The 22,372-nt window shown below is 43.1% G+C and carries 20 protein-coding genes; 9 read left to right on the top strand and 11 right to left on the bottom strand.

What is annotated here, in order from left to right; genetic code table 11:
- Positions 1 to 2: 2 nt before the first annotated feature.
- From D2U88_RS06310 to D2U88_RS06300, 3 genes are all read left to right on the top strand, one after another.
- Positions 3 to 500, top strand: coding sequence for an RNA polymerase sigma factor (locus D2U88_RS06310; RefSeq protein ID WP_119639445.1), 498 nt, complete (start codon positions 3 to 5; stop codon positions 498 to 500).
- Positions 501 to 651: 151 nt separating this feature from the next.
- The gene (locus D2U88_RS06305; protein WP_119639444.1) at positions 652 to 1,563 is read left to right on the top strand and encodes a FecR family protein; all 912 of its coding nucleotides are present in this window, start codon (positions 652 to 654) and stop codon (positions 1,561 to 1,563) included.
- Positions 1,564 to 1,591: 28 nt separating this feature from the next.
- A complete protein-coding gene (locus D2U88_RS06300) occupies positions 1,592 to 4,117 on the top strand; it encodes a TonB-dependent receptor (RefSeq protein ID WP_235855734.1) in 2,526 nt (841 codons plus the stop codon).
- Here the strand turns inward: D2U88_RS06300 and D2U88_RS06295 are convergent.
- Together D2U88_RS06295 and argS are read right to left on the bottom strand one after the other, a co-directional pair.
- Positions 4,107 to 4,943, bottom strand: a complete 837-nt coding sequence (locus D2U88_RS06295; RefSeq protein ID WP_119639442.1) for a zinc-dependent peptidase — start codon at positions 4,941 to 4,943, stop codon at positions 4,107 to 4,109. The genes D2U88_RS06300 and D2U88_RS06295 overlap by 11 nt on opposite strands.
- A complete protein-coding gene (gene argS, locus D2U88_RS06290; RefSeq protein WP_119639441.1) occupies positions 4,943 to 6,721 on the bottom strand; it encodes an arginine--tRNA ligase in 1,779 nt (592 codons plus the stop codon). Before argS ends, D2U88_RS06295 begins: the two co-directional genes overlap by 1 nt.
- Before the next feature lie 105 nt (positions 6,722 to 6,826).
- Here argS and D2U88_RS06285 point away from each other — a divergent pair, with 105 nt between their 5' ends.
- The 5 genes from D2U88_RS06285 (at position 6,827) to D2U88_RS06265 (ending at position 11,041) form a co-directional block, all read left to right on the top strand.
- Entirely contained in the window at positions 6,827 to 7,180 is a 354-nt protein-coding gene (locus D2U88_RS06285; protein WP_119639440.1) for a bleomycin resistance protein, read from the top strand.
- A gap of 2 nt (positions 7,181 to 7,182) precedes the next feature.
- The gene (locus tag D2U88_RS06280; protein ID WP_119639439.1) at positions 7,183 to 7,608 is read left to right on the top strand and encodes a hypothetical protein; all 426 of its coding nucleotides are present in this window, start codon (positions 7,183 to 7,185) and stop codon (positions 7,606 to 7,608) included.
- The gene (locus D2U88_RS06275; protein WP_119639438.1) at positions 7,605 to 9,035 is read left to right on the top strand and encodes an SDR family oxidoreductase; all 1,431 of its coding nucleotides are present in this window, start codon (positions 7,605 to 7,607) and stop codon (positions 9,033 to 9,035) included. Before D2U88_RS06280 ends, D2U88_RS06275 begins: the two co-directional genes overlap by 4 nt.
- Positions 9,036 to 9,210: 175 nt before the next feature.
- The gene (locus tag D2U88_RS06270; RefSeq protein WP_119639657.1) at positions 9,211 to 10,728 is read left to right on the top strand and encodes a peptidase associated/transthyretin-like domain-containing protein; all 1,518 of its coding nucleotides are present in this window, start codon (positions 9,211 to 9,213) and stop codon (positions 10,726 to 10,728) included.
- Positions 10,729 to 10,855: 127 nt separating this feature from the next.
- Positions 10,856 to 11,041 carry a hypothetical protein gene (locus D2U88_RS06265; RefSeq protein WP_119639655.1) on the top strand — a complete coding sequence of 62 codons (186 nt, stop codon included), beginning with the start codon at positions 10,856 to 10,858 and terminating at the stop codon, positions 11,039 to 11,041.
- A 31-nt stretch (positions 11,042 to 11,072) separates the two neighbouring features.
- Here the strand turns inward: D2U88_RS06265 and D2U88_RS06260 are convergent, their stop codons facing one another.
- From D2U88_RS06260 to D2U88_RS06240, 5 genes are all read right to left on the bottom strand, one after another.
- Complete coding sequence (locus D2U88_RS06260; RefSeq protein ID WP_147378542.1) at positions 11,073 to 11,546, bottom strand: hypothetical protein; 474 nt, start codon at positions 11,544 to 11,546, stop codon at positions 11,073 to 11,075.
- 40 nt (positions 11,547 to 11,586) lie between these two features.
- Positions 11,587 to 12,429, bottom strand: coding sequence for a hypothetical protein (locus D2U88_RS06255; protein ID WP_119639436.1), 843 nt, complete (start codon positions 12,427 to 12,429; stop codon positions 11,587 to 11,589).
- An 809-nt stretch (positions 12,430 to 13,238) separates the two neighbouring features.
- Complete coding sequence (locus D2U88_RS06250; protein ID WP_119639435.1) at positions 13,239 to 13,856, bottom strand: Pr6Pr family membrane protein; 618 nt, start codon at positions 13,854 to 13,856, stop codon at positions 13,239 to 13,241.
- A gap of 179 nt (positions 13,857 to 14,035) precedes the next feature.
- Positions 14,036 to 14,950, bottom strand: coding sequence for a citrulline utilization hydrolase CtlX (ctlX, locus tag D2U88_RS06245; RefSeq protein ID WP_119639434.1), 915 nt, complete (start codon positions 14,948 to 14,950; stop codon positions 14,036 to 14,038).
- Between the two features lie 78 nt (positions 14,951 to 15,028).
- Positions 15,029 to 15,943, bottom strand: coding sequence for a dimethylarginine dimethylaminohydrolase family protein (locus D2U88_RS06240; RefSeq protein WP_119639433.1), 915 nt, complete (start codon positions 15,941 to 15,943; stop codon positions 15,029 to 15,031).
- 284 nt (positions 15,944 to 16,227) lie between these two features.
- Between D2U88_RS06240 and D2U88_RS06235 the strand changes: the two genes are divergently transcribed.
- Positions 16,228 to 16,686 carry a hypothetical protein gene (locus D2U88_RS06235; protein WP_119639432.1) on the top strand — a complete coding sequence of 153 codons (459 nt, stop codon included), beginning with the start codon at positions 16,228 to 16,230 and terminating at the stop codon, positions 16,684 to 16,686.
- 56 nt (positions 16,687 to 16,742) lie between these two features.
- Here D2U88_RS06235 and D2U88_RS06230 read toward each other — a convergent pair whose 3' ends face one another.
- The 4 genes from D2U88_RS06230 to carA form a co-directional block, all read right to left on the bottom strand.
- Positions 16,743 to 18,026: a citrate synthase gene (locus tag D2U88_RS06230; RefSeq protein ID WP_119639431.1), complete on the bottom strand. Its 1,284-nt coding sequence runs from the start codon at positions 18,024 to 18,026 to the stop codon at positions 16,743 to 16,745.
- 121 nt (positions 18,027 to 18,147) lie between these two features.
- Positions 18,148 to 19,686: a glycogen synthase gene (locus tag D2U88_RS06225; RefSeq protein ID WP_119639430.1), complete on the bottom strand. Its 1,539-nt coding sequence runs from the start codon at positions 19,684 to 19,686 to the stop codon at positions 18,148 to 18,150.
- 120 nt (positions 19,687 to 19,806) lie between these two features.
- Positions 19,807 to 21,099: a phosphopyruvate hydratase gene (eno, locus tag D2U88_RS06220; protein ID WP_119639429.1), complete on the bottom strand. Its 1,293-nt coding sequence runs from the start codon at positions 21,097 to 21,099 to the stop codon at positions 19,807 to 19,809.
- Between the two features lie 117 nt (positions 21,100 to 21,216).
- Complete coding sequence (gene carA, locus D2U88_RS06215) at positions 21,217 to 22,329, bottom strand: glutamine-hydrolyzing carbamoyl-phosphate synthase small subunit (protein ID WP_119639428.1); 1,113 nt, start codon at positions 22,327 to 22,329, stop codon at positions 21,217 to 21,219.
- Positions 22,330 to 22,372 lie beyond the last annotated feature (43 nt).

Raw genomic sequence — 22,372 nt, 5'->3', positions numbered from 1 at the left:
ACATGAGCAACGTCTGCGAAGACCATACTTTCAGTTCCATTTTCAAGGCCCATTCCAAAACGGTATTCAATTACATCTTCTATAAGTTCGGCAACGAGGAGAAGGCACACGATGCCGTACAGGAAGCTTTTGTGAAGCTTTGGGAAAACTGTTCCAAGGTGAGCCCGGAGAAAGCCAAATCATTTGTGTACACGGTGGCCAACAACCTATACTTGAATGTGATCAAGGCAGAAAAGGTTAGGATGAAGTATGCCGATGCGTCCAACGACCGCTCCCATGAATCGCCGGAATTTTTGATGGAAGAAAAGGAATACAAGCAGAAATTGGATGATGCCCTGGACGCATTGCCGGAAAACCAGCGGACGACCTTTTTACTCAACCGGGTGGATGGAAAGAAATATGCGGAAATTGCCGAAATGGAGGGCGTTAGCGTAAAAGCGATTGAAAAAAGGATGCATTTGGCCCTAAAAAGCCTGCGGGAGCATATAGATGGGATATAATTTAAGTGATTGATTTTTAATTATTTAGAACACCAAGATTTAAAATTGACATAGAATGAGACCATTATTTTCTAAAAATGTTGATTTTCAACAAAATAGAAGTAGGGTTTTTTACGAATTGATTGTTATAACAAGGTAAAGCATAGAAACCATGCAAGAAAATTACTTGGCAAAGTGGCTCAACGGAGAGCTTTCGGATAAGGAGCTGGCAGAATTTAAAGCATCTGCCGAGTATGCTTCCTACCAAAAGCTGAAGGAGGTCTCCAGTACCCTGAAGGCTCCCGACTTTGACGTGGACCAAGCCCTCGAGCGTTTGAAAGAAGAGCGCATCGGTACCGCTCCCAAGGTTATTATTTTGAGTCCTTTTAAAAAATTCCTACGGGTGGCCGCAGTGATTGCCCTATTGCTTGCAGGTTCTTATTTCTATGTGAATACCTTGAACGAAACCGTATCCACGGAACTTGCACAACGTACCGAAATGACCCTACCCGATGCTTCCGAAATATTTTTGAACGCAGAATCGCAGGTTTCCTACAGCAAAAAGAATTGGGACAAACAAAGGGACGTTAAACTCAAAGGGGAAGCCTTCTTTAAGGTTTCCAAAGGAAAAAGATTCACCGTTTCCACTGATCACGGTACTGTGGCCGTTTTGGGCACGCAGTTCAATGTGGAAAACAGACAAAACTTTTTTGAAGTCACTTGTTATGAAGGTCTGGTCAGCGTAAGCTACCAAGGTATTGAAACCAAGCTTCCGGCAGGCACCTCTTTTATGGCCATCAATGGTGAAATTGTGGAATCCCCAATGCCTGAAGGAGATGTACCCGCTTGGATGAACAACGAAAGTAGCTTTGAGCGTATCCCGCTCAAATACGTTCTTGCCGAATTGGAGCGACAGTTCAATGTAAAGGTTTCCACACAAAATGTGAATACCGAGATATATTTTACCGGTACCTTCAACAACACAGACCTCGATATGGCGTTAAAAAGTATAAGTACCCCGTCTCAAATCAAGTACAGAGTAGAAGGCGATAACGTACTTTTTTATGCTGGGAACACGCCGTAATAAGCATTCAAACCTCTTATTGGGTTTCTTGTTCTTCTTATTTTGCATGGTCTCCGTCCATGCCCAAGAAGAACAACAACCTTCCATTGCCCTTGTTTCCTATATCAAAACCTTGGAGAATCGTTTCAACGTGAAATTCTCTTATATCAATGAAGATGTGGAAGGCCTTACCATTTCCGTTCCCGAGACATTGAATACTTTGGACGGCATCCTTTCCTATATCGAGAATCAATTTCAAATACACTACAAAAAACTCAACGATCGCTACTATACCCTGACTAAAAACTCGCACGTTGATTTGTGCGGAATGGTACTCGATAATTTTGCCAGCAATACTATACCCGGCGCCACCGTTGAAATCTTGGGAACCAATAGGGCACTGATAACTGGCGACGATGGGAAGTTCACCATACAAGATGTTCCCAAAGAGGCTTCCATACGCATTCGCTATTTGGGATTCCTCACCCAAAATATGAGTGTTTCTGAGTTTTTGGGCCTCGGGGAGTGTCCCAAAATTTTGATGACACCGCACATGGAACAATTAAACGAAGTCGTTGTTTACCAATTCCTTACCACAGGTATCATCAAGGAAAAAGACGCAAGTATTACCCTGAACACGGCCGAATTCGGGATTCTTCCAGGGCAGATCGAGCCTGATATCCTTCAGACCGTTCAAGCGCTACCGGGCATCAAAAGCATTGATGAGACGGTATCCGACATCAATGTGAGGGGTGGCACCAACGATCAGAACCTTGTGTTATGGAACGGTATCAAAATGTATCAATCCGGACATTTCTTTGGATTGATATCTGCCTTCAACCCTTATTTGACGGACCAAGTGACCATCTACAAAAATGGGACCCCTGCAGCTTATGGGGATGGGGTAAGCGGCGTGATCCAAATGGAAACCAGCAACAAAATTACCGAACAATGGAAAGGCGGGGCCGGGTTTAACCTCATCAGCGGGGATTTTTATACCGAAGTGCCCCTTAGCGACAAATTGGGGATTCAGTTTGCAGCAAGACGATCCGCTACCGATTTTTTGAACTCCCCAACCTACAACCAATTCTTTGACCGTGCTTTTCAGGACAGTGAGATTACGGACCAGAACAATAACTCGGTTGATGATGAAATCCAAAGAAAGGAAGATTTCTTCTTTTACGATTTTTCAGGAAAGATTCTCTACAACATCAATGATGATCACCAATTAAGGTTCAGTGCCATCCACATTAAGAACAACCTTAAATACGTGGAGAACAATATCACGGACATGGAGACCAATATCAGCCTATTGAAACAGGACAACCTCTCCGTTGGGGGGCAATTGCAAAGTCAGTGGAACAGCAGGTTCTCCTCACATTTAAACATCTATTATTCCCGATATAACTTGGATGCGCAGAACGTTTTCGGGAACCAGGTCCAGCAATTGTTCCAAAAAAACGAAGTCGTTGAAAACGCGGTAAAACTGAACACGGATTATCAATTGACCGACCAATTCAATTGGAACAATGGCTACCAATATATTGAGACCGGTATCACAAATGCTACGGTGCTGAGTGAGCCCAATTTCGACAGCGAGATCAAAGGGGTCATCAGAATACACGCTCCTTATACGGAGTTCGATTATCATTCGCCTGAAAATACCTTTATCGCAAAGGTCGGGTCAAGATTCAACTTTATTCAAAACCTGAACACTTTCTCCAAACTGTTGATAGAACCTAGGGTGAATCTCAACATTAAATTGGCCCATTACCTAAGGGCCGAAGTATTGGGTGAATTCAAAAGCCAGACCACCAACCAAGTAGTAGACCTGGAACAAAACTTTTTGGGGATCGAGAAACGCCGATGGATCCTCTCCAATGATAGTTCCCTACCGGTGACCAAAAGCAAGCAGGGTTCTGTGGGACTGAACTACGAAAAGAACCATTTTTATGTGGGACTGGAAGGTTTCTATAAGCAAGTGGATGGTATCAGCACCAGTACCCAAGGGTTTCAGAACCAGTACCAATTTTCTGGAGAAATTGGAAGTTATGATGTGAAGGGTATTGAATTCCTCGTCAATAAAAAAGGAGAGAATTACAGCACTTGGTTAAGCTATGCCTACAACAAGAACGATTACACTTTCGATTCCATTGTACCCCAAAATTTCCCCAATAATCTGGACATTAGGCACACTGTCACCTTTGCTGGAACCTACACTTACAACAACTTAAAATTGAGCATTGGTCTTAACTACAGAACGGGCAAGCCCTTTACCGAACCCATGGATGGCGACCAAGGTTTGGATACCGATTATACCCCTTCCCGAATCAACTTTAAATCCCCGAACTCCAGTAGACTACCCGAATATTTTAGGGCAGATGCCTCGGCCATTTACAGTTTTAGATTGAGTCCGAGGATCAATGCCAATGCCGGCCTTTCGGTTTTAAACCTGACCAATCGGAAAAATACGCTGAACAGATACTACCGGGTAAACGATGATGACGAAATTGAAACGGTGGACAATGTATCGTTGGGCATTACCCCTAATCTGAGTTTTAGGGTCAACTTCTGAGATTCCAACTGGTATCGTTCAAATCGAAATTGTACATTCTTCTAACAATTTCGTACAACTCCGGAAAGTCCTGTCTGAACATTTGTGGGGTTTCGACAAAATTTTCTGTGATCACAGCAAAGAATTCCACAAAATTGGTTTGGCCGTATTCCCTAAAATAAGTGGATTGGGATAACCGTTCGGAAAAAGCATCGGACTCGAACAGTTCCTTGATTTTGGCCAGACCCACTTGAAAACTCTTGGCCTCAAAAGATGGCTTTCTCAATGTCTCGATCATTAGGGCATGGGCCACTTCATGAACTCCCAAATTTACATTGTCATTGGGAATGCCGAAGCCGTCCTTTAAACCTTCCGCAGAAAACACCAAGGTTCGCAACCTTGGATTGTATTCCCCGATATGGTGCCGACGCGAAATTTTGGAATAGTATTTACTCGGATAAATGATGACCCGTACGATGGATTTCTCAAACCGGTAGTTGTTCATCCCTAGCGTCAGCAGCACTGCCGAAGCCGTAACATACGCCTTGATCTCTTCCTTGTTTTCAATGTTGCCATAAAAAATAAAAGGCTTTTTGGACTTGAACCAAGCGAAACGTTCCAGAAATTTTCTCCGCTGATCCGGATTCAGAATATGGAAAGGTTGCAAGAATTGGGAAATGAACTGCCGCTCCTTGGCCGTGATTTTTTTAACGGGATGCAGCAGATTGAAAAGGGTAAGGCGTTCCTTGGCTACATTCTCGTAGATGGCCTTGGCCAACACAAAAAAGAGTCCGCACATCAAAATGATGGCTGCCAACTGCTTATCTGCTTCGGAAATTTGCTGCATTACATTCGCTCGGGCACTTCAATCCCCAAAAGTTTGAAGGCAGATTGAATCACCTCACCCACTTTTTTGGACAACTGTACCCTGAAGTTTTTCTTTTGCTCGTCCGTTTCCCCAAGAATGGAAACTTGCTGGTAAAATGAGTTGAACTCCTTAACCAGATCGTAGGTATAATTGGCAATAAGGGCTGGACTGTAATTTTCAGCTGCAAGTTGAATGGTTTCCGGGAACAATTGGATTTGCTTCAACAGTTCCTTTTCCTTTTCATGAAGCTCCATGGTCACGTCGAGCGCAGTCGAGACGTCAAAATCCGCCTTCCTTAGAATGGATTGGATTCTAGCATAGGTATATTGGATGAACGGACCTGTGTTCCCTTGAAAATCCACCGACTCTTCAGGGTTGAACAGGATTCGTTTTTTGGGATCCACTTTTAGGATGTAATATTTCAACGCCCCCAAACCTATGGTTCTATACAGTTTTTGTTTTTCTTCCTCGGAATAGCCATCCAGTTTGCCCAGTTCCTTGGAAATGGTCTCGGCGGTCTCCTCCATGTTTTGAATCAGGTCATCGGCATCCACCACGGTACCCTCCCTACTCTTCATCTTTCCACTGGGCAGGTCCACCATCCCATAACTTAGGTGATATAGCTTTTCGGCCCAACTATATCCCAATTTTTTCAAGATAAGGAACAACACCTTAAAGTGATAGTCCTGCTCGTTTCCCACCGTGTACACCATTCCGTTGATATCCGGAAAATCGGTTACCCGTTGGATGGCTGTACCAATGTCTTGCGTCATATAAACCGCGGTGCCATCGGAACGCAACACAATTTTCTCGTCCAAGCCATCTTCGGTCAGGTCGATCCACACACTGCCATCCTCCTTTTTAAAGAAGACCCCTTTTTCAAGTCCATCCTTCACCACATCGCGACCCAACAAGTAGGTATCGCTCTCGTAATACAGTTTATCAAAATCGACCCCGAGGTTCTTGTAGGTAGTATCAAAACCTTCATACACCCAACCGTTCATCGTTTTCCACAAGGAAACTACTTCTGCATCACCGGCTTCCCATTTGCGGAGCATTTCCTGGGCTTCCAACAAGATGGGTGCTTCTTTCTCAGCTTTATCCTTGGGTGTCCCACTTGCCACTAATTCGGCAATCTGTTCCTTATAGGCCTTATCGAAAGCCACATAGTATTTCCCCACCAAGTGATCCCCCTTTATTCCAGAGGATTCCGGGGTCTCCCCATCACCGAATTTTTGCCAGGCCAACATGCTTTTACAGATGTGGATGCCACGATCATTGATAATCTGCGCTTTGTACACCTTCTTACCGGAAGCCTTCAATATTTCAGCAACCGAATAACCCAATAAGTTATTTCGGATATGCCCCAAGTGCAACGGTTTGTTGGTATTGGGTGAAGAATACTCCACCATGGTAGCACCTTTGGATGGTGTTTTCACATAACCGAAATCCACCTCATCTTTAATGCTATTGAAGAAATTCAGATAATAGCTTTCTGCTATCACAATATTCAAAAAGCCTTGGACCACATTGCATTTGGCCACTTCATCCACATGTTCCTGCAAGTATTCCCCGATCTGGGCACCGATCTGAACCGGATTTCCCTTAACAAAGCGTAACATGGGGAATACCACCACGGTAATATCCCCCTCAAAATCCTTTCGGGTAGGTTGAAATTCCACCGTGGGCAGGTCAACTTGATACAGTTGTTTTACCGCCTCGATCACTTTTTGGGTCAAATCGTTCTGCAAACTCATCTAAAAGGCTTTTCAGCCTGCAAAACTACATATTTTTTGCCCTTTTTTGGCAATCTAGAGTGGCGTTGACATCCTAGAAACCGTAATTTTAGAAAAAACTAGCAGATGGAACATTTACAACGTGCCGTTCCGGTCCTCTTTGCCCTCGATGTGCGAAAATCGGTCACTTTTTATCAAGAGAAATTTGGATTTGACAAGCAGGGCTGGGTAGATGACCATTATGCCGTAATCGGCAGGGATCAAATTGAACTACATATTGCCAAATGCAGCGACAAGATTTTTCCAGAGAACACCAGCTGCTACATCCATGTGACCGATGTGGATGGACTTTACGCCGAACTGAAAAAAACGGGGGTTGTACATCCCAACGGACCTTTAGGTAACAAACCTTGGGGCCTTCGGGAGTTTTCTGCCCTTGATGGAGAAGGAAACCTGTTGCGGTTTGGCCAAAAACTGTAAAGATGCTATTGAACGTTTCGTACACTGATAAAAACATCACCAAAAAAATAGACGAGGCCGTGGGCAAGCCCTTTCCCTTAAGGGAACGCTTTGCCATGGGCGGCATTGGCAGCCCCAAGCTTTTTATAACCGAAACCAGCGCAGAAATCCATAACCTGTTGATTCTGGACAACAACCTGGACACCTGCAACATTGAACTGCGGCCCAAGGGTATCATTGTCCGGTTCCGATCACTGTTGGAAACCTTCGGGCTGGTCATACCCTACTACAAACTGAATCTTTATAAAGGAGATATAGCGGTCTATTCCATTTTTATGGATCATCATTTCATCAAGGTGCGTTCGGATAGTATGGCCGTTCAAAAATTCTTTCGAAAACTGTTGGACCACCGCGCGGATAATTTGCCCACCAATATTGAGGATCTATGAAGATCTTGTTGACTGGTGCAAACGGGTATATTGGAATGCGTCTACTTCCCAACTTATTGGAAATGGGCCATCAAGTGGTTTGCTCTGTTCGTGATGGGAAGCGATTATCGGTAGATCCGAACATCAGAAAAAAGATTGAAGTGGTGGAACTGGATTTTTTGGACCCTACCGACCCACAAGTGCTGCCATCCGATATTGATGCCGCCTATTACCTGATCCATTCCATGGCATCTTCCATTACCGATTTTGATGAAAAGGAGGCCCTAGCTGCCGGACATTTTAATACATTGCTGGAAGGGACCCAATGCAAGCAGGTCATCTATCTCAGTGGTATTGTGAATGACAAACAACTTTCAAGGCACCTCAGTTCCCGAAAAAATGTGGAGGACATCCTTTACCAAGGTTCTTTCCAATTGACCGTTTTGCGGGCGGGGATCATTGTTGGTTCCGGGAGCTCATCCTTTGAGATCATTCGAGATTTATGCGAAAAATTACCTGTAATGATCACTCCAAAATGGGTGCTCACCAAAACCCAGCCCATTGCCATCCGGGATGTCATTCAATTTCTGACCAAGGTGTTGGGAAACCCGCAGACCTACGATCAATCGTTCGATATTGGTGGTCCGGACATCCTCACCTACAAGGATATGTTGCAACGTTATGCCAAGGTACGGGGATTTAAGAATTGGATTCTTACCGTTCCCGTGATGACTCCCAAACTTTCTTCCTATTGGCTGTATTTTGTTACCTCAACCTCTTATAAACTGGCCGTGAATCTTGTGGACAGCATGAAGATGGAAGTAGTGGCCAAGGATAACCGATTACAGGAAATGCTAGGTGTACCGGCACATACCTATGAAGAAGCGATCGAGATGGCCTTTAAAAAAATTGAACAGAATCTGGTGGTGAGCAGTTGGAAAGACAGTATTGCCAGCGGACAGATCAAGGAAGACCTTGAAACCTATATCCAAGTTCCCAAATTTGGGGTACTGCAGGACCGAAAATCTCTCGCCATTAAAAATGAGGAAACCGTTCTGGACAATATTTGGCGAATTGGTGGCGAAACCGGCTGGTATTATGGCAATTGGCTCTGGAAAGTAAGGGGTTTCCTGGATAAACTCGCTGGTGGACCCGGGTTGCGCCGCGGTAGAACACATCCTGATCGCTTATATCCGGGAGATGCATTGGACTTTTGGCGCGTGCTATTGGCCGACCGAAAAGCCAAACGTTTACTGCTATTCGCAGAAATGAGGACTCCGGGAGAAGCTTGGCTCGAATTTAAGATTGTGGATGGCGTATTGTATCAAACCGCTACTTTTAGGCCTAAAGGTCTTTGGGGCCGATTGTACTGGTATTCCGTGCTCCCTTTTCATGTTTTCATCTTTGGAGGAATGATCCGGAACATCGCACGAACAATTTCCAATTAGCAGTTTTCAGTTATTGAAAAAACAAAAGAACCGTATGGTTCATTGCTCATTGTGAATTGTTTATTGAATATTGTTTGACGTTCTTTGTCACAAATTCCCCAAAAGCTCGTCTAATCACCGAAGCAACCTTTGGCCCCAAAAAGGTGTCTTTATGGTAGAACCTTTAAAAAAAGCTATGTCAATCAATAAAACACTGATCCATTTACTATTTATCCTTTTCATAGGCTTGCCCCTCTCGGCACAGACCGTAAGTTCCCGTTTGGTAGATGCCAAGACACAAAAAGGCATTCCCTATGCCACCGTGCAATATGGAGAGCACCAAGGCGTGATCACCAACGAGGAAGGCCGATTCAGTTTTGTGTTGGATGCAGGTGCCACTTTGCCCGATTCCGTGTACGTGACTTCCATGGGGTATGAGAAAAAGGGTTACTCTTTGGAACAGTTGCAGGACAGCATCATCCTCCTAAATTCCAAAGCCATTGAACTGAGTGGGGTGTATGTGTTCGACAAGGAACTGGAGGTGGATGACATCATCGAGAAAATGAAGGAACGCATTCCACAGAACGTAAACAAAGACCCCATAAAGCAACGTTTTTTCCTTCGGACCTCCGAACTGGCCAATATGCAAAAAGTGGATTTTGGGTTTGAAAAATCGTCCATCAAGGAACTGAACAAGGAACTTATGGACAGTATTGCCAACTCCATCCCCAAAAATGCGCATCACTATACCGAAAGTTTGGGCGACCTGTACAAGCACCACACCAAGTACAAACTCGATATTTTTAAGGCGGCAGACCTTTTCGATAAAAGGGACGTGAGCTCTTTTGAGGAATTGGCCGAGCACATGGAGGAGATTTTTAAAAAGAACGTGAAACCGGGTTCGTACCTCAAGATCAAATCGGGAATCTTTAGTGAAAAGATAGAAGTGGATTCCATCATCGATACGTTTGATGACGAACGGGTGGAACAGATGAAAAAGGTGAAGGCGCAAATGCAAAAGGACAGCATTTCCGGATTAACGGACAGCCAACGGGGCGAACTTCGTGAAATGTTGAGCCAACTCTACTACAAAGAAGACACCAAACTGGACCTGGTTGAAAAAACGAACCGGTACGAATTTAAACTGGTGGGCTATGCCGATATCAATGATGCCGGGGTATACGTCATCGACTTTGAACCCAAGCGCAGCAGTGCCGATTTTAGGGGCCGACTGTATATCAACATTGAGGATTTTGCCATTATGCGCCTCGACTTTGAGAACACGAAACGCCTGCGCAATTTTAGATTGCTGGGCATTACCTACCGTGAAAATGTATACAAGGGCACCATGCGCTTTGCTAAATTGCCCAGTGGTAAATATGATCTTCAGTTTATGGATTTTGCCGAAGGACGCTACTTTGCCGTAGACCGACCTTTAAAAGTGGTGGAAAAGAACAAGCACGTAAAAGGTCGCCGCAAGCAGAACGAGCTGTTGTTGAACATCGATTTTCGCATGAACATGACCAATAAATGGGAATTGGTGGTCTTTAACCAGGAAGAAATTGCCGAAGGCACTTTTACCAATTACAAGGAAGACAAAACCGTACGGGCCACCTATATGCCCAACTATGATCCCGAGTTTTGGAAGGGCTATAACATTATGGAACCCAACCAGGCCATCCGTGGTTTTACGGTTTCGGAGGAAGAACAGTAGGTTTTAGTTGTAGGTTTTAAGTTTTAAGTTCCTAGTTTTTAGTTGTTGGGTTTTGGCTAGATGACTTGCCATATATGGCATGCAGGCTTTTGACTCAAATACCTTACTTGCTTACCTAAAGGTAAGGATGGGCAAGGAAACTACTTTATCGGAATGGATTGAAGATACCTATGGCACTCCGGAAGAACTGGCAAAAGTTCTAGATTACGGTATAGAGATGTTGTTTTATTTAGAAGAAAATACTTTTGATAGAAAAGAAGTGCAACAGGTAGTGGCTGCGCTTAGAGGGTTGGTTGTTGGGTTGAGGGGATAATTTACCCTAAATATTGAATCAATACGACACTTTATGTATTGGTAAAATAAACAAAGTATAAGGAGGAAATGTTTCGGATGTTAATGAAAAAAATATGAAAAATCATCCACAAATTCAATGATTTAATTATCATAATAGCAGTTTGAGAAATTAATTGGGACCAAGGGATGAGATAACCTATAACATTGATTAAAATTGCGATAAAAGAAATTAAAACAGAATAGCTTACTAATATATAAAATCTTCTAAAAGCACTTATTTCGATACCATCGACTGATAAACCGGTTTGCTTTTGCTTTAGTTCTTTAATTCCTTCACTGTCTGAAGTTGCCAATAAAGCTATTGCGGTCACACTAAATCCAGCAATAATTCCCAACACACTAAGGATGTCCGATAAAAAAGATCTATTAATAACAAGTAAGTCTTGAGTCATCAAAACATAGCACAATCCGGCCACTAAAAATGGTAATACTATATCAAAAATAGCATTCCATCTAACGGTCAAAAGATAATCATTAATAAGTATTAGATAGCTCCGATACAATTTAAAGAAGTTTTATCAACTCCCTACGAACATCACTTCGCACAAGAGCGGCAGTTGAAGGGTCAATATCAATAGTCACATATGTCGATTTCTGTATCTGATTTAGATAAAATTGACTTACATTTCCGTGATTATCCTTACCCTCCACCCATAATTTATCAATTTTTGAGTTATATACCAATTTTTGTCTTAAATCCTGAAGCAGATCACGAATATCTTTTCCTCTACTTGCTCGAACATCAATAATTAAATCTTCTCTTGCTTGCAAGGTACGTTCTGCCAAATCCAATTCATCTTTTCCTAATATTGATTTATCAATATATACCTTTGTCTTAGTTACCCGATCCAATCTATCAATCATTTTGTCAGGAGTTGAAATAACCGTTCCTTCTACTAATCTAAATTCTTTGGTTAGCGAATGATTTGTCAAATAAATATTAAAATATTTATCCAAATAATTTTTCAATTGTACCGATTTAATACCCCGTCCGGCATTCTGCATAATCATGTCGATATCACCATTTGAATTGAATGCTAAAATAAAATAATTCTCCTGCTCTTCGCCTTCCTCAATTTTTTTAGGATTAGGTCGTTTGGAATTATCAACACTATTTTTAAGATTTCTTCTTGAACCAAAATTTCCAGTACTCATCATTCCAAAATAGGCCTTCTTGTGAGTGGTAATTTCTCTTTGGGGAATCAATTTTATGTGATCCATCGATGTGAACTTGTTTTGACTTAAGTTGAAAATTTTATCTTCATCTTGCAAACCATTAAACCAAGTTGCAAAATCATCAAAATCAAAGTCTTCAAATATTACATCATCTGTCTTTTTTTTGAACATTTTCAAAGTGTGGAAGGTAATCTTTCTGCTAGTCATATTATTGGTTGATTAATTTATTATTCATGCGATAAACTTGGAGTTTATATGGTTTGAGAGTATTTTATTAAAGTAAAATTGGGGGGGGGGAGGTACACTTTTAAAAGTCAACCCAATATACATTTTTTTGTTTGAAATCACTTACGCTTTTCCGTAACAACCCCATCAGCATCAGACAGGTACATTCTGTCATTCAAAAAATGAGGTGCAAAGCAGCGATTGAGAAATCCCAAGGGGTTTAGATTTTTCGCAGTTCCTCCGCAATGCTCAGGACATGGCTCAAAAGGACAGGGTAATGTCATTCCGTGCTTGACACGGAATCCCATCCAAGAAGAGTGGGATGCTGAAACAATCCCGATAGCTATCGGGACAACATGACGGAAAGTGTCATTTCGAAATGAGGGGCAACGCAACGATTGAGAAATCCCAAAGGGGTTTAGATTTCTCACATTCGTTCGAAATGACAATTAGGATATTCGAGAAAATTAGTGTAATTCGTGTCAACCCCTAGAGATTTTTCGCTTTGCTCAAAATGACAGAGTGTGGCTCGTTCAATGGGCTCAGGACATGGCTCGAAATGACAATTAGGATATTCGTGAAAATTGGTGCAATTCCTGCCTGCGGCGGGCAGGCGTGTCAAACCCCTAGAGATTTTTCGCTTTGCTCAAAATGACAGAGTGTGGCTCGTTCAATGGGCTCAGGGCATGACTCAAAATGACAGAGAGGGACAACAACTTGAAATTGCTTTCTGTTTATTGCTTATTGTAAATTGTTCATTGTTTCGGTCGGAGGAGTTTTCCGAGGAAATAAAGGGCTGCCATGACCAAAAGCATCAAGGCCAATACCATAGAAATGTTCAAAACAAGGGTGCCAGTTCCCAACTGGTCCATGTTCAAGAACGGGTATGGATAAAAACCGGAATAATAGCCCCTAAGCAGTACCCATCCCAAATACAGCACAGGAAAGAGCAACCATGAGCGAAGCTCCTGCCACATGACCAAGTTCCGGGCTTGGAACATCAACCAATACACGTACATGAACACGGGGACGATAGTGTGCAAAAGTTCATCCACGATCATTTGCAAACCGGTAGGGTTCCAAATTTTTCGCAAAGCCACTTGGTATACCAATCCCACCACCAAAATGAACGCGGTAAGTGCCATGGGGGTCGCCCTTCTATGGAATAAAACCCACATACGCCGTTTAAGACCAAACACCCGAACGGCAAAGTATAAAGCAACCAAAGTATTGGTGAGGATGGTAAAATAACCCAGAAAGCGCAACAAGGTCTCGCCTAGGCTCGCTTCACGGTTATGAAGCATCAAAATCAATTGGGTGACCACAGCAAAACACGACATGGTAAAACCCAAAATTTCAAAATTTCTGCGCATGGTCGAAGATAATCAATTCAATGCTCAATAATCAATTATCAATGTTCAATAAAGTTGATTATATGATCAATCATGCAGGTCATATTCATTAAAGCTGAAGATATTTTAGTTATAAAAAACGACCATATAGTGCTAACCCATTGATAATTGATAATTGTTTATTGTAAACTGTTCATTGTTTATTGTAAATTGGTTTTGGGTAAAAACACTTCTGCCATCATGCAACGGGCACTACCCCCACCACAAAGCTCAATCGTGTCCAAAGAACTGTGGATGATGGGACCATGTTTTTCAATGGCCTTGATCTGTGCGTCCATAAGGCTTTTGTACGCCTGGGAACTCATGACCATATAACGTTGGTCCTTGGCCCCGATAACCTGCAACATGTTCCCTGCAAAGTGGTTCATTTGTTCCTCGGTGATGGCAATGATCTCCCTACCATCCATTTTGAGATGCTCCACCACATTTTTGCGTTCCTTTTTATCGTCAATGGAATCCAAACAGATGACTGCAAAGGTTTCCGCCAAAGCCATCATCACATTGGTATGATAAATGGGAAGGCGCTTGCCATCAACAGTCTGGTTGGCATGGAAAATGACCGGAAAACAATCAAAATCCTCACAGAATTCAATGAACAGTTCCTCGTGAGCCCGTTCCGAAAGCGCACAATAGGCCTTTTGGTTCACCCTGTCCATGAGAATACTGCCTGTTCCCTCCAAAAAAACATCATCCTCCTCAGCAACGGTATAGTCCATGACTTCGTTGATCACAAATCCTTCCTCCTCCAAAAGATCCAAAATATCCTCTCGGCGTTCCTTACGGCGGTTTTCTGCGAACATGGGATAGATACAAACCGTTCCGCTTTCATGAAAGGAAACCCAATTGTTCGGAAAAATGGAATCCGGGGTGTCGCGCTCCAAGGTATCCTCTACTACAATGACGTTAACGCCATGGCCTCGAAGTACTTTTACAAACTGGTCGAACTCCTCCTGAGCCCGTTGGTTGATCACGGTATTTTTTAGATGTGGGTCTTCCTGAAAATAATTATTGACCGCCGTTTGTTCGTTCATCCGAAAACTCACGGGACGAACCATAAGAATGGTGTTGGTAATCTGTGCTCTCAACTGTTGTGTGTGTTTGGCTTACCTGTGGCAGCAGGAAGTAGGTTTATATTATTCTCTGATCAAAGGCATGGTGCTGCATCGCAACAACCCTTCTTGCTTGGCAATCTCTGCATAGGGAATTTCCTCAACGGTGAAACCCTGATCACGCAACCAATGGTTCAATCGGGTAAAATTCCGTTCAGAAACCACCACTTCTGGCGAGATGGAAAATACATTGCTGAACATTTGGTACATTTCTTCCTTATCGATTTCAAAGATATTGTCCGGCCCGAAATAATCCACCAAATATTCGTACTCCTCCTCTACCAAAAACCCGTTTTTGTGCAAAATGGCCTTATCCTTCCCCACTGGTTGAAAACAACAATCCAAATGCAGGGCATTCTCTTTAGGGTTCGTATTGGATTTTCGTAACTCGAAGGATTTTACAGTTTTATGGGGAAACATATCGCGGATAAACTCCACAGCCTCCCTATTGGTCCTAGCTGTGATGTAGCTCTTATAATCCGCAGCCGTATAGGTTCCGATAAAGATATGGTCATTCCAGGGCATCACGTCTCCTCCTTCAATATGTACTTCCTCCGGAGGTCTGATGATCTTGCTGGGGTCAATCATATCCAAAACCTCATGAATGGCCACAAATTCCCTTTCCCGATCGGGTAAGATATTGGCATGAAACAATTTATCCTCGATCACAAAGGCAATGTCGCGCGCAAAAATCTGGTTGCAATCCTCCAAGACTTCGGGTCGGAACACCTGTACCCCATATTTTTGGAACACTTGGGCGAAGGCATCCATTTCCTTGATCATTTTCTCTTCCTTGGGATAGGTGCCCGCCAAAATATGTTCCAACGACTTGGGATCATAGGCTTCTTCAGGACTTGGAGTCGGTCCGCTGCTCTTTGCAGTCCCTAATATCACTGCCTTTAAAGGACTGGTCTCATCCTTAATGTTCAATTGCATCATATCTATGATTTACTGGCCATTGCATTGTTCCTTGCTCCTTCCCAAGAAACAGCTTCATATCAGTAGGGCAAATCTAGTGTTTTGCCACCTATTTCCCTCCTACAGAAATGGAAAATTATCAGTTAAACTATGGGTTTTCCCCAGTAAGAAAATGGAAAATCCACAAAATCATAATGACCTGTTTATCTGATAGTTAAAATTGGTCATTTTATGTTAAATAGTAACGTTTAAATGTGGAAGTTACATTTTTATATACTACATTTGCAATAAGATTTTTCTTACATATGAAAAAGTTGCTATTTTCATCCATGCTGCTAGCAAGTGCCTTCGCTGTATTGGGAGGCATGAATGCTTTACATGAAATTAATGGGATAGGTGATACGGAGAAAATTGAACAAAATATATCGAACAATTATTCCGCCAAATATAAGGACTGTATTTCCCAAACGGATTTCCCCCAGAACTATCAATTCCCTGTGGACCTTCCCAGCAGCAAGCGGGATTGGAATACCTTGAAGGTTGATGCTTCCCTAAAAAGGTATGGCCAAACCTTGGATTCCACCATTAGGAACCTGAACTCCATCGATGCCCATAATTTTATCCATCAGGAGTTCCAAAGGTCCAAAGCCATTTTTCAAAACAAGGATATTTCAGATATCAGAAAATATTACCATTGTGAAATTATGCGAATGTGCTATGATAGTGACCGGTTCATGAACCTTGGTTCGGCCGGCCAACTATGACAAAAAAAGGGCGGATATACCGCCCTTTTCTTTATTATTGAGTTCTCCCCCAAATCTTACCTTTTTTCCAAAGGCACAAAGGGTCTTAGGTTTTCCCCGATATAAATTTGACGCGGTCTTCCAATAGGTTCTTTTCTCAAACGCATTTCTCTCCACTGTGCAATCCATCCGGGTAGACGACCCAGGGCGAACATTACGGTGAACATTTCGGTAGGAATGCCCAAAGCCCTGTAGATGATTCCGGAATAGAAGTCCACATTGGGGTATAATTTTCTATCCACGAAGTAAGAGTCTTCCAGAGCTTCTTTTTCCAATCCCTTGGCAATGTCCAAAATAGGATCTTCGATGCCCAAGTTCCCAAGGACATCATCCGCTGCTTTTTTAATGATCTTGGCCCGTGGGTCGAAGTTTTTATACACTCGGTGCCCAAAGCCCATCAATCGGAAAGGGTCATCCTTATCCTTGGCCTTCGCCATATATTTTTTGGTGTCGCCACCATCTGCTTCAATAGCTTCCAACATTTCCAATACCGCTTGGTTGGCACCCCCGTGCAAAGGTCCCCACAATGCAGAAATACCTGCGGACAATGAGGCAAAAAGACCGGCGTGTGACGATCCTACGATTCGTACCGTGGAGGTGGAACAGTTTTGTTCGTGATCGGCATGAAGGATCAACAATTTGTCCAAAGCATCAATGGCAATGGGATCTTTCTTATATTCTTGGTTGGGTCTTTTGAACATCATTTTATGGATGTTCTCCACATAGCCCAGGGTATCGTCTCCGTAATCCAGCGGAAGTCCTTTCTTCTTCCGCATGGTCCATGCTACCAAAACAGGAAACTTCGCCAAAATACGTACAATGGAATTGTACATCGCCTTCTCGGAAGAAACATCCACAGAACTAGGGTTGAAGGCCACCAAGGCACTGGTAAGGGAAGAAAGCACCCCCATTGGGTGGGCCGCTTTTGGAAAACCATCCAAAATCTTTTTCATCTCCTCGTCCACTTGGGATTCTTCCTTTATATCGCGGTGAAATTTGGTCAGCTGCTCCTTATTTGGCAACTCGCCAAAAATCAAAAGATATGCAACTTCCAAAAAATCTGCTTTCTCAGCTAACTCTTCAATAGAATACCCTCGATACCTCAAAATTCCTTTTTCACCATCCAAAAAGGTAATGGCACTTTCACATGATCCGGTGTTCTTATAACCCGGGTCGATCGTCACCATTCCTGTTGTGGCTCTCAGGTTTTTGATATCTATGGCCAATTCATCTTCCGTACCTTTAATTACAGGGAATTCATACCGTTTTCCCTCATATTCGAGTATAGCTGTATCCGACATTTTATATTTTAATAGATTAGTAAAAATAGAATGCGGAAATTACGAAAAACCGCGACCATTAACAATTTCCAGCCACTATTTGTGCTGTTGTTAACAATAAAATATAGCGGTTAAAATTTGGCTAGTCCAATTTGTACAAAAGCTTGTAATATTGGTCCACGGACTTCTGCCAAGTGAAGCGCATTTTCTTTGCCGAAGCCTGTATTTTTTTCCATGTGGGCTTGTCATTGGCAAACACATCCAGGGCCTCATCAAACACCTTTAGCATGTTCTCAATTTTCTCGTCATAGGTGTTCCCATCAAAACTGAAACCGGTCTTCATATGCTCTACGGTATCCTTTAAACCACCTGTATGATGTACCAAGCATGGGTTACCATTACGCATGGCCAACATCTGGCTTATCCCACAGGGTTCAAAAAGGCTGGGCATAAAGTAAAGATCGGATTCCAAATACATGGAGTCTATCAACTTCTCGGATTGTCCATTGGTAAAGATGAAATTTTTGTGCTTGTAGCTCAGCTTTCGGAACAGTTCCTCATATTCCGGAGCTCCTGTACCCAGCAACATAAAAATACCGTCCACCTTTTCCAATTTTTTCAGGATTTCCACAAATGCCTCCGGAGAACGCATGATAAAGTAGAACTTCTGCTCCGTAAGTCGGGCCACACTTGATGCAATGAACTTAGGCCTGTCCTCCACGTAATCCATGATCTTTTCACCCGTGTGGGCCAAAAAGTCGGCCTTGTACTTTTTATCCTCCTGCTGTAGCCACCTGAACAGCGCCTTAACAGTGTTTCGGTAAATATTTCCCTTTTTCTCTTTGTTGATGTTCTTATAGTTGCAGCCGTTCAAAATTCCGAAGAGCCTCCCCTCGGCATCGGCCTGTTGCAAATCTTTTTCCAGACCTTCGCCCCCGATAAATTCCGGCGGGGAACTGGGCAGCAGCACATCTTCTTTGTAGGAAGGTGAAACGGTGTGTACCGCATCCGCAAAACGGATACCCACGGCCATCAAATTGATGCAGTCCTGATACCTGTAATCCATCAACTTTTGATAGTCCAAGGGAACGTTGGGGAACCAGTTCTTTACCGAAGAATAATTTCCATCAAAAGGGCGGATACCCTGAATGGCCAGGTTATGGATACTGTAAACAAACCGTATATCCTTTAAATTGGTGTAGTCTTGATGGTATTCTCTTAAAAACAACAATAGACTGGTATGCCAGTCGTGCAGGTGCACCACATCCAAATCCCCAAATGCCCCTTTTTTGATGGCCTCTGCCACAGCGGTACAAAAAATGAAGTATTTGATGGCATCGGTATAAAACGGTTCTTCGGGATCGTTATGGTAAATATGGGCAATGTCCCCTGCTTCTATCTCTGGATGATGCAGAACATAATGGAAAATGTTCGGAAACTCCTTTTTGGGTTTTACCTCGTACAGTTCTGCAGTATAGTTCAATCCCCTCAATGAAAAATTCAATGTGGCCTTCGGCAATCCCCCATGATGCAGTCTTGAATAAGCGGGTACGATTACGTGCACCTTGTCACCTCTCTCTGAAATCTGTCTGGGCACATCGCGCACCACATCACCCATACCTCCAGCCTTACAGTTTTCCAAGGCATCATTTTCTGCGGATACAAAAAGGAAATTGTTCATTAGGGAAATTTTGATAGTTATTTCTGTTGAATATTCAATTTAACCAAACTTTGTTACTGTAGCAAAAAAAAACCTTTCCCAAATGGGAAAGGTTTTTGATACACTAATAAATCATTATGTTTATTTTATCTTGAAGGCCTTTTCTTGTGGATAGTAAGCCGTATCCCCCAATTCTTCCTCAATCCTTAGCAATTGATTGTACTTGGCCATACGGTCACTCCTTGAAGCGGAACCGGTCTTGATCTGACCGCAGTTCAATGCCACTGCCAAGTCGGCAATGGTATTGTCCTCAGTTTCCCCCGAACGGTGAGACATTACAGAAGTGTACCCGGCATTTTTGGCCATGTTCACCGCAGCAATGGTCTCGGTCAAGGTTCCAATCTGGTTTACCTTGATCAAAATGGAGTTGGCTATACCATTTTCGATACCTCTGGACAAACGCTCTACGTTAGTCACAAATAAATCATCACCTACCAACTGAACTTTGTCACCGATTTTTTCGGTCAACAGCTTCCAACCTTCCCAATCGTTCTCGTCCATGCCATCCTCGATGGAGATGATAGGATATTTTTCGCAAAGGTCGGCCAAATATTGGGCCTGCTCGGCAGAAGTCCTTACCATACCCTTATCCCCTTCAAACTTGGTGTAATCGTATTTGCCATCCACGTAAAATTCTGCGGAGGCACAATCTAAAGCAATCATCACATCATCCCCTAATTTGTAACCCGCTTTGGCCACTGCTTTTCCGATGGTATCCAAAGCATCTTCGGTACCGCCTTCCAAGGTTGGGGCAAAACCACCTTCGTCACCTACTGCAGTACTTAAACCGCGGTCGTGCAATACTTTCTTAAGATTGTGGAAGATTTCTGTTCCCATTTGCATGGAATGGCTAAAATTCTTTGCTTTCACCGGCATGATCATGAACTCTTGGAACGCAATAGGTGCATCAGAGTGGGATCCACCATTGATGATGTTCATCATGGGAACAGGAAGGGTATTGGCACTCACTCCACCTACATAGCGGTAAAGGGGCATACCCAACTCGTTGGCTGCAGCTTTGGCCACGGCCAAGGAAACTCCCAAAATAGCGTTGGCACCCAATTTTGATTTATTAGGAGTTCCATCCAGTTCGATCATGGTCTGATCAATATAATTTTGTTCAAACACTGAGGTTCCGATCAATTCCTCCGCTAGAACGGAGTTTACATTGTTTACAGCCTTGGTCACACCTTTTCCCATAAAAGTGCTTCCTCCATCACGCAACTCAACAGCTTCATGCTCTCCCGTTGAGGCTCCTGAAGGAACGGCAGCCCGTCCCAAAATACCATTTTCGGTAACTACATCTACCTCAACGGTAGGATTACCCCTTGAATCTAATATCTGTCTTGCATGAATGTTGATAATAATGCTCATTTTAAATCAATATTTATAGTTGTGATTATTAGGCTAAGATACAAAAGCAGCTCCTTTTTACTTTAACATATTGTACACAAAACGTACTTAAATGCTTAAAAATAAAACTATAACGTTTTAGTTTTTCGCTGTCTTGATCGCATCGAAGAACTGGTCGAAAAGGTAATCGGCATCATGTGGTCCCGGACTTGCCTCTGGGTGGTATTGCACAGAAAAAACCTCCTTGTCCTTCATTCGGATACCGGCAACGGTCTGGTCGTTCAAATGCACGTGGGTGATCTCCAGTTCAGGATGCGCCTCGGTTTCTTCCCTGTTCACGGCAAAACCATGGTTTTGGGAGGTTATCTCCCCTTTGCCTGTCATCAAATTCAGGATGGGATGGTTGATTCCCCTATGTCCGTTGTGCATCTTATAAGTAGACACTCCATTGGCCAAGGCCAACACTTGGTGCCCCAAGCAGATTCCGAACAAAGGTTTGTTGGACCCGATCATTTCCTTGGTGGCCGCGATGGCATCCGTCAAAGGTTCTGGATCCCCAGGTCCGTTGGATATGAAGTACCCATCCGGATTCCAAGACTTCATTTCCTCAAATGAGGTATTGTATGGAAAAACCTTGATGTAAGCTCCTCTTTTGGCCAGATTGCGCAAAATGTTCTTTTTGATCCCGATGTCCAAAGCAGAAATCTTGTACTTGGCATCTTCCTCACCATAGTAATATGGCTCTTTGGTAGACACTTTTGAGGAAAGTTCCAAGCCTTCCATACTGGGCACCTGTTTCAATTCTTCCTTTAGGGCATTAATATCGTCCACTCGGGTAGAGATCAGGGCATTCATGGCCCCATTGTCCCGAATGTAACTTACCAGGGCCCTGGTGTCCACATCGGAAATGGCAAATAGGTTGTTCTTGTCCAAAAAATCCAACAGGCTCATATCGGCACTGGGCCTAGAGTATTCGTAACTGAAATTTTTGCAAATAAGTCCTGCAATTTTAACGGAATCGGATTCCACCTCGTCTTCATTGGTACCGTAATTACCAATATGGGCATTGGTGGTCACCATGAGTTGACCATAATAGGAGGGATCGGTAAAAATTTCCTGATACCCTGTCATCCCCGTGTTGAAACAAACTTCCCCAACAGCGGTACCTTCTTTTCCACCAACGGCTTTTCCATAAAAAATGGTGCCATCGGCCAACAAAATCAATGCTCTTTTCTTTGTGTGATACTTCATGTCGTGTTCTTAAATTTCAGTTATGGCAAAAAAACATAAAAAA

Source organism: Flagellimonas aequoris (assembly GCF_003584165.1).
Lineage (GTDB): Bacteria > Bacteroidota > Bacteroidia > Flavobacteriales > Flavobacteriaceae > Flagellimonas > Flagellimonas aequoris.
The sequence above is the reverse complement of the archived record's forward strand: the minus strand, read 5'-3'. Positions and strand labels throughout refer to the sequence as shown.

Coding starts and splice junctions, on each gene's coding strand:
- D2U88_RS06310 (WP_119639445.1), top strand. CDS start 3: ATGAGCAACGTCTGCGAAGACCATACTTTCAGTTCCATTTTCAAGGCC.
- D2U88_RS06305 (WP_119639444.1), top strand. CDS start 652: ATGCAAGAAAATTACTTGGCAAAGTGGCTCAACGGAGAGCTTTCGGAT.
- D2U88_RS06295 (WP_119639442.1), bottom strand. CDS start 4,943: ATGCAGCAAATTTCCGAAGCAGATAAGCAGTTGGCAGCCATCATTTTG.
- argS (WP_119639441.1), bottom strand. CDS start 6,721: ATGAGTTTGCAGAACGATTTGACCCAAAAAGTGATCGAGGCGGTAAAA.
- D2U88_RS06285 (WP_119639440.1), top strand. CDS start 6,827: ATGGAACATTTACAACGTGCCGTTCCGGTCCTCTTTGCCCTCGATGTG.
- D2U88_RS06280 (WP_119639439.1), top strand. CDS start 7,183: ATGCTATTGAACGTTTCGTACACTGATAAAAACATCACCAAAAAAATA.
- D2U88_RS06275 (WP_119639438.1), top strand. CDS start 7,605: ATGAAGATCTTGTTGACTGGTGCAAACGGGTATATTGGAATGCGTCTA.
- D2U88_RS06270 (WP_119639657.1), top strand. CDS start 9,211: ATGTCAATCAATAAAACACTGATCCATTTACTATTTATCCTTTTCATA.
- D2U88_RS06265 (WP_119639655.1), top strand. CDS start 10,856: ATGGGCAAGGAAACTACTTTATCGGAATGGATTGAAGATACCTATGGC.
- D2U88_RS06255 (WP_119639436.1), bottom strand. CDS start 12,429: ATGTTCAAAAAAAAGACAGATGATGTAATATTTGAAGACTTTGATTTT.
- D2U88_RS06250 (WP_119639435.1), bottom strand. CDS start 13,856: ATGCGCAGAAATTTTGAAATTTTGGGTTTTACCATGTCGTGTTTTGCT.
- ctlX (WP_119639434.1), bottom strand. CDS start 14,950: ATGGTTCGTCCCGTGAGTTTTCGGATGAACGAACAAACGGCGGTCAAT.
- D2U88_RS06240 (WP_119639433.1), bottom strand. CDS start 15,943: ATGATGCAATTGAACATTAAGGATGAGACCAGTCCTTTAAAGGCAGTG.
- D2U88_RS06235 (WP_119639432.1), top strand. CDS start 16,228: ATGAAAAAGTTGCTATTTTCATCCATGCTGCTAGCAAGTGCCTTCGCT.
- D2U88_RS06230 (WP_119639431.1), bottom strand. CDS start 18,026: ATGTCGGATACAGCTATACTCGAATATGAGGGAAAACGGTATGAATTC.
- D2U88_RS06225 (WP_119639430.1), bottom strand. CDS start 19,686: ATGAACAATTTCCTTTTTGTATCCGCAGAAAATGATGCCTTGGAAAAC.
- eno (WP_119639429.1), bottom strand. CDS start 21,099: ATGAGCATTATTATCAACATTCATGCAAGACAGATATTAGATTCAAGG.
- carA (WP_119639428.1), bottom strand. CDS start 22,329: ATGAAGTATCACACAAAGAAAAGAGCATTGATTTTGTTGGCCGATGGC.